The sequence below is a fragment of the Azospirillum sp. B4 genome (genome assembly GCF_000333275.1).
Lineage (GTDB): Bacteria > Pseudomonadota > Alphaproteobacteria > Azospirillales > Azospirillaceae > Nitrospirillum.
The window spans coordinates 1-5,391 of the sequence record NZ_BACU01000032.1 but is presented as its reverse complement, the minus strand read 5'-3'; the positions used below and the strand labels follow the sequence as shown (position 1 = coordinate 5,391).

General features: G+C 67.4%; 7 protein-coding genes and 1 pseudogene. 5 read left to right on the top strand and 3 right to left on the bottom strand.

The features are described from left to right. The first annotated feature begins 103 nt into the window (after window positions 1-103). Window positions 104-1,050, top strand: a protein-coding gene (locus I55_RS33985; protein WP_085939907.1) for an IS630 family transposase whose coding sequence is annotated in 2 segments (ribosomal slippage) — window positions 104-443 and window positions 443-1,050 — 948 coding nt in all. Because the reading frame shifts where the segments join, the coding sequence is not laid out codon by codon here. 22 nt (window positions 1,051-1,072) lie between these two features. Here the strand turns inward: I55_RS33985 and I55_RS01385 are convergent. The 3 genes from I55_RS01385 to I55_RS01375 form a co-directional block, all read right to left on the bottom strand. Then, a complete protein-coding gene (locus tag I55_RS01385) occupies window positions 1,073-1,417 on the bottom strand; it encodes a hypothetical protein (protein ID WP_044558641.1) in 345 nt (114 codons plus the stop codon). A gap of 65 nt (window positions 1,418-1,482) precedes the next feature. Further along, the gene (locus I55_RS01380; protein WP_044558640.1) at window positions 1,483-2,247 is read right to left on the bottom strand and encodes a methyltransferase domain-containing protein; all 765 of its coding nucleotides are present in this window, start codon (window positions 2,245-2,247) and stop codon (window positions 1,483-1,485) included. A 59-nt stretch (window positions 2,248-2,306) separates the two neighbouring features. Next, on the bottom strand, window positions 2,307-2,909 hold the full coding sequence (locus I55_RS01375) for a TVP38/TMEM64 family protein (protein WP_159107082.1): 603 nt from the start codon (window positions 2,907-2,909) through the stop codon (window positions 2,307-2,309). Between the two features lie 252 nt (window positions 2,910-3,161). Between I55_RS01375 and rpmH the strand changes: the two genes are divergently transcribed. From rpmH to yidC, 4 genes and pseudogenes are all read left to right on the top strand, one after another. Next, window positions 3,162-3,296 carry a 50S ribosomal protein L34 gene (gene rpmH, locus I55_RS01370; protein WP_044558639.1) on the top strand — a complete coding sequence of 45 codons (135 nt, stop codon included), beginning with the start codon at window positions 3,162-3,164 and terminating at the stop codon, window positions 3,294-3,296. 6 nt (window positions 3,297-3,302) lie between these two features. Then, a complete protein-coding gene (rnpA, locus tag I55_RS01365; RefSeq protein ID WP_044558638.1) occupies window positions 3,303-3,749 on the top strand; it encodes a ribonuclease P protein component in 447 nt (148 codons plus the stop codon). Beyond that, a pseudogene (yidD, locus tag I55_RS01360) lies at window positions 3,746-3,967 on the top strand (membrane protein insertion efficiency factor YidD); the annotation flags it as partial. The gene rnpA and the pseudogene yidD, both read left to right, overlap by 4 nt. Before the next feature lie 198 nt (window positions 3,968-4,165). Then, on the top strand, window positions 4,166-5,391 hold a 1,226-nt coding region (gene yidC / locus I55_RS01355; protein ID WP_044558637.1), incomplete at its 3' end, for a membrane protein insertase YidC.

Below are 5,391 nucleotides of genomic sequence, written 5' to 3'. Positions count from 1 at the left end.
CGCCTTAGAGCGGGATGAAATAAGGCTGATTCAGGATTGGATTCCCAACGAGCTTGGAATGTGATTCAAGGTTACCGGTTTGATTTATATGGGGCCGGGAACGATGGGTCGTCCGTACTCGATGGATCTTCGTCAGCGCGTTGTTGACGCGGTTAAGCTTGATGGCCTGTCACGCCATCAGGCCGCGAAGCGGTTTGGCGTTGCGGTGAGCACGGCGATCAAATGGCTGGAGCGCGAGGCGGTAACCGGCAGCGTGGCTCCTGGTCAGATGGGAGGGCATAAGCCGAAGGCGATCTCCGGGGAGCACCGGGACTGGCTGCTGACGCGCTGTGCCAGCGGCCCGTTCACCTTACGTGGTCTTGTCCGTGAGCTGGCGGACCGGAATTTGAAGGTGGACTACCGCTCGGTCTGGGAGTTCGTGCATGCTGAGAAACTGAGTTATAAAAAAAGACTTTGGTCGCCACGGAAAGAAGCCGGCCGGACATCGCCCGCCACCGGGAGCGATGGCTGAGACTGCGACCGGGGATCGACCCGTCTCGATTGGTGTTCATCGACGAGACGTGGACCAAGACTAACATGGCGCCGTTGCGAGGCTGGGCCCCGCGTGGGCAACGGTTACCTGGTCCGGCCCCCTTCGGCCATTGGAATACCATGACCTTCATCGCCGCCCTGCGCCAAGATCGCGTGGATGCGCCGTGGCTGATCAAGGGGCCGATCAACGGCGAGCGCTTCAGGATCTATACCGAGCAGGTCCTTGTCCCGACATTGAAGCCCAACGACATCGTCATCATGGACAATCTCGGCTCACATAAAGGCAAGGCCGTCCGGGACGCCATACGGGCGGCCGGGGCCAGGGTGATCTTCCTTCCAAAATACTCACCCGACCTGAACCCCATCGAGCAGTTCTTCGCCAAACTCAAGCATCATCTGCGTCAAGCTCAAGAGCGATCTGCCGATGGCCTCTGTGCCGCCATCGGCAAAACTCTCCAAACCGTCACTCCCGCAGAGTGTTCAAACTACCTCGCCCATGCAGGGTATGTGCGAACCTAAAATCATCACGCTCTAAACCGACCTAATCGTCCTTATGGCAGGACGCCTTGATGGTCCCACCGGCCTCGCACAGCATGCCGGTTGAGGACTTGAAGTTGCCGCCGGCCACGCGGCGCAGGCTGACGCCGTTGCTGAACTGCACCCAGCTGCCAGCACCCCAATGGGCGGTGATGCCGTTGGAGAAGGACAGGCCACCATCCGGCAGGCGGGTCACCACCACGCCGTTGTCGTAGCGGATGACGCCCTTCTCCTCCGTCGCCGACAGGCCGTTGGTGCATTCCACCGCCTGGTCCTTCTGTTCGCAGAAGAAGGGGGTCTTGCCCCCGGTCAGCACCAGGGCATAGACGGCGACCTCAAGGACGGTCATGGGGTCTCCCACCAAGGAACAAGGATCGGGGTTCCATTGTCCGCAACCGCCCCGCCCCCGTCAATTTACCGCGTGGCGACGATGAACAGCCGGCGGAAGGGGAACAGGGTGCGGCCATCGGCCCGCCGGGGGTAGGCCGCCGCCAGGGCGGCGCGGTAGCGTTCCATGAAATCCGCCAGCGTCGGCCCCGTCAGGGTTTCCAGCACCGGCAGCATGGCGGTCGCCTTGGTCCATTCCAGCACCGGGTCGGCGCCGTCCAGCACGTGCAGGTATTCCGTTTCCCAGATGTCCACACGGCGGGCGCCGGGGCTCAACCAGTCATAATACTGGGCCGGATCGTGCACGGGCGCCTCGCGCAGCTTCCCTTCCAGTAGGGCGGCCCAGGGGCCCTCCGCCGCCACCTGGCGCAACAGGGTGTGGGAGGGGGAGGCGAAGTTGCGCGGCATCTGCACCGCCATCACGCCGCCGGGCGCCACGCGGGTCAGCAGGTGCGGGAACAAGGTCTCGTGCCCTTCCACCCACTGCAGGGCGGCGTTGGAGAACAGCAGGTCCACCGGCGCCTGGGGCCGCCAGTTGCGGATGTCCCCCAGTTCCCAGGCCACGCGGGCATCCAGCAGCGCGGCGCGCCCCAGCATGGCCGAGGAGCTGTCGATGCCCGCCACCTCCGCCGCCGACCAGCGGTTGGCCAGCGCCATGGTCAGCTTGCCGGCGCCGCAGCCCAGATCCACTACGGTGGCCGGCTTGAGCGGCGGCAGCGCCGCCATCAGATCGTGCCCCGGGCGGGCGCGTGCCGCCTCGAACAGGTCATACTGCGCGGGATCCCAAGCCATGGCGCGGCCTCCTTCCATATCCTCACCTTATATATGGGGCGAATCGGGCGGAGCGCGACTCAGGCGCCGCGGCGGCGCCAATATCGCAGCATGACGGGCGCCAGGGCCAACAGCACCAGCAGGGCCAAGGGGCCCGCCACCGCCGGCCGCGACAGCATGCCCAGGCCCGGCCGCTCCCCCGCCGCCAGCAGGGCGGGCAAACGCGCCCCCAACAGGGCGTAGAGGAACTGCGGCGGATAGGCACCCAGCGCCGTGCCGGCCACGAAGATGTGCAAGGGCATGCGAATCGCGGCCGCCAGCACGGTTATGGCGGAGAAGGGCATGACCGGCAGCAGGCGCAGCACCAGGATGACGGCCCAGGGCTGGTCCGCCACCGGTTTCAACCAGCCCGGCAACCGTGCCGCCAGCCCGCCGACACCGGCACGGCGCAACGCCAGGAAGGCCACAGCACCGCCCAGCGTGCTGCCCGCGACCGAAAGCCCCGCCCCGACAGGCGCGCCAAAGGCGTAACCGGCGCCCAGGCTGACCACCGTCGCCGCCGGTAGGGAAAAGGCGGCAACACCCGTGGCCACGGCCAGGACGGCCGCCGCCGCCCACAGCGGATGCGCCGCCACCAGGTCGGTCAGCGCCTGCAACTGGCCCACCAGGACGTCAAGCGTCAACCAGTGGTATCCGCCGGACGCCAGCACCACAAGAAGCCCAACGAGGAGAAGACCAAGCGGCGCCAGGCGCCGTATCCACCCGGCCAAGGATGGCGGTAGACGGCCGGCCACGGCGCTTTCATAATTCACGAACCCATCATCTGAAGGCAAGGCGGCCATCCTTGTGTGTCAGAACAGGCGCATTGACTCCGCGCCGGGTCGCCACTATACAACGCCCTTCCATTTTCCAGTTTTTTATCCGGAGTATCAGTCGTGAAGCGTACGTTCCAGCCGAGCAAGCTCGTGCGTGCCCGCCGCCATGGCTTCCGCGCCCGCATGGCCACCCCCGGCGGTCGCAAGGTTCTGGCCCGCCGTCGCGCCCAGGGCCGCAAGCGCCTGTCGGCCTAAATCCCAATGGCGCCCCGGCGCATAGCCGTGGTGGGGCGCCTGCTGAAACGGTCGGAATTTCTGGCCGTCGCCGGGGCGCGCCGCAAATGGGCAACCCCCGGCCTGATTCTGCAAGCCCGTGCCCACGACGATCGCCAGCGGCCCGCCGCCGGCGACGTTTTGGTGCGCGTGGGCTTCACCGCCAGCAAGAAGGTCGGCAACGCCGTCAAGCGCAACCGCGCGCGGCGCCGTTTGCGCGCGGCCGTTCGTGCCGTGCTGGCCCTTCATGGCAAGCCCAACACCGATTTCGTCGTCATCGCCCGTAGCGAAACCGTGACACGGCGTTACGGCGACCTGCTGGCCGACCTGACCCTGGCCATGAAAAAGCTGGGCGCCTGGACCGAGGGCGCGCAGGCCGTTGCCATGCCAGCACCGCCACAAGGCACGGCGGCTGAAAGCCCGCCGGCGTCATGAGCCCACTGGCCCACCTTCTGCGCCTGCCCATCCACGTCTACCGGCTGCTGCTGGCGCCGCTGCTGGGCCCCCGCTGCCGCTTCGAACCCAGCTGTTCCGCCTATGCGCTGGAGGCCCTGGCCGTGCATGGCGGGCTGAAAGGCGGATGGCTGGCCCTGCGGCGCATCGCCCGATGCCACCCCTGGACGGCCGGAGGGCTGGATCCGGTGCCGCCGGCGGCCCCTATGCCGCCCGAATCGGACCTTTTCCGCCGTCATTCGCCTGACATCCATTGCTGCCATATGGACGGGGGCCGCGCGGCCCGTTAGGGTCCAGCCGCCATTTGTTGTTGAGACCGCCGTCGTTGCCGGCCGGGGCCACGGGACTGGGCCACGGCACTGGGGCCAAGGGAGCGGGGTTGTGTGGGAAGTGACTACATGAGCGATCAGAAGAACCTGTTCATCACCATCGGCCTGTCGGCCGCCATCCTCCTGGGCTTCCACTTCTTCTATGAGGCGCCGCGCCAGCGCGCCCTACAGGAAGCGAAGGCCAGGCAGGAAGCGGCGCAGGCGCTGGCCGCCCCCCCGGCGCCCGGCGCCGCGCCCGCTGGCGCGCCCGGTGCCGTGGCCGCCGGCGGCGTCGCCGACGCGCTGCGCGACCGCGCCACGGTGGTGGGCGAGGGACAGCGCATCACCATCCGCACCCCCCGCCTGGCCGGCACCCTGAACCTGCGCGGCGGCCGGTTCGACGATTTGAGCCTGCAGGACTATCGCGAGACGGTGGACAAGCAGAGCCCGGCCGTCACCCTGCTGTCGCCCAGCGGCGCCCCCGGCGCCTTCTTCGCCGAATACGGCTGGACCGCCAACGGCGCCGCCGTGCCGGGCCCCACCACCGAATGGCAGGCGGCCGACACCGCCGACCTGACGCCGGACCATCCGGTCACACTGCGCTGGGACAACGGCCAGGGCCTGACGTTCGAGCGCACGGTGGCGGTGGACCGGAACTTCATGTTCACCATCAGCCAGAAGGTGACCAACGGCGGTGCCACCGCCGTCACCCTCTACCCCTATGCCCGCATCGCCCGTGCCAGCCACCCCACGCTGGTGGGGTCCTACATGCTGCACGAGGGGCCGATCGGCCTGCTGGACGGCTCGCTGAAGGAGATCAGCTACAAGGACGTGTCGGGTGAGACCTCCAAGTCCTTCGACACCAGGGGCGGCTGGCTGGGCATCACCGACAAGTACTGGCTGGTCAGCCTGGTGCCCGACCAGACGCAGAGCCTGACGGCCCACGTCACCCACCAGGAAAAGGGCGACCTGTACCAGACCGACTACGCGCAAGCCGCGGTGACGCTGGAAGCGGGCCAGAGCACGGAGAGCACCCAGCGCCTGTTTGCCGGCGCCAAGGAGATGAAGCTGCTGGACAGCTACCAGGACGACCTGGGCATCCCGCTGTTCAACCGCGCCATCGACTTCGGCCACCTGTGGTTCCTGACCATGCCGTTCTCACTGGCGCTGGACTTCTTCGGCCGCCTGCTGGGCAACTTCGGCCTGGGCATCATGCTGTTCACCATCTGCCTGCGCACGCTGATGTTCCCGCTGGCGCAGAAGCAGTTCCGTAGCGCCGCCAAGATGAAGAAGCTGCAGCCGCAGGTGGAGGCGAT

Excerpts from the sequence above, each read along its gene's own strand:
- I55_RS01385 (WP_044558641.1), bottom strand. The coding sequence starts at position 1,417 with ATGACCGTCCTTGAGGTCGCCGTCTATGCCCTGGTGCTGACCGGGGGC.
- I55_RS01380 (WP_044558640.1), bottom strand. The coding sequence starts at position 2,247 with ATGGCTTGGGATCCCGCGCAGTATGACCTGTTCGAGGCGGCACGCGCC.
- rnpA (WP_044558638.1), top strand. The coding sequence starts at position 3,303 with ATGGCGCCCCGGCGCATAGCCGTGGTGGGGCGCCTGCTGAAACGGTCG.